This window comes from Frankia sp. Hr75.2, assembly GCF_949319125.1.
GTDB classification, from domain to species: domain Bacteria; phylum Actinomycetota; class Actinomycetes; order Frankiales; family Frankiaceae; genus Parafrankia; species Parafrankia soli.
This window is the reverse complement of sequence record NZ_CASGGV010000248.1, coordinates 1-373: the sequence shown is the minus strand read 5'-3', so window position 1 is coordinate 373 and position 373 is coordinate 1. Positions and strand designations below refer to the sequence as shown.

General features: G+C 72.9%; 1 pseudogene. It reads left to right on the top strand.

What is annotated here, in order from left to right:
* A pseudogene (locus AC559T_RS17515) lies at positions 1–373 on the top strand (IS30 family transposase); the annotation flags it as partial.

Sequence of the window (373 nt, the reverse complement as noted above, 5' to 3'; positions counted from 1 at the left end):
TACCCGCGGCGGGACGCTGGTCTACCGGGCCACGCTCGCGCAGTGGCATCGAGACCGTCGGGCCGCCCGGCCCAAGACTGCCAGGCTCGCCGGCAACGAGCAGCTGCGCAGCTACGTGCAGGACCGGCTCGCCGGGCCGGTCCGGCGCGGCGACGGCACGGTGGTGCCCGGCCCGTGGACGGCGCCTTTCACCGGCAGGAACAAGCCGCACCGCCAGGACCGCCGCTGGGTCAGCGCGTGGAGCCCGGAGCAGATCTCGCGGCGGCTGCGGGTCGATTTTCCCGACGACCCGACGATGCGGATCTCGCATGAGGCGATCTACCAGGCCCTTTACATCGAGGGGCGGGGGACGTTGCGCCGTGAGCTGGTCGCA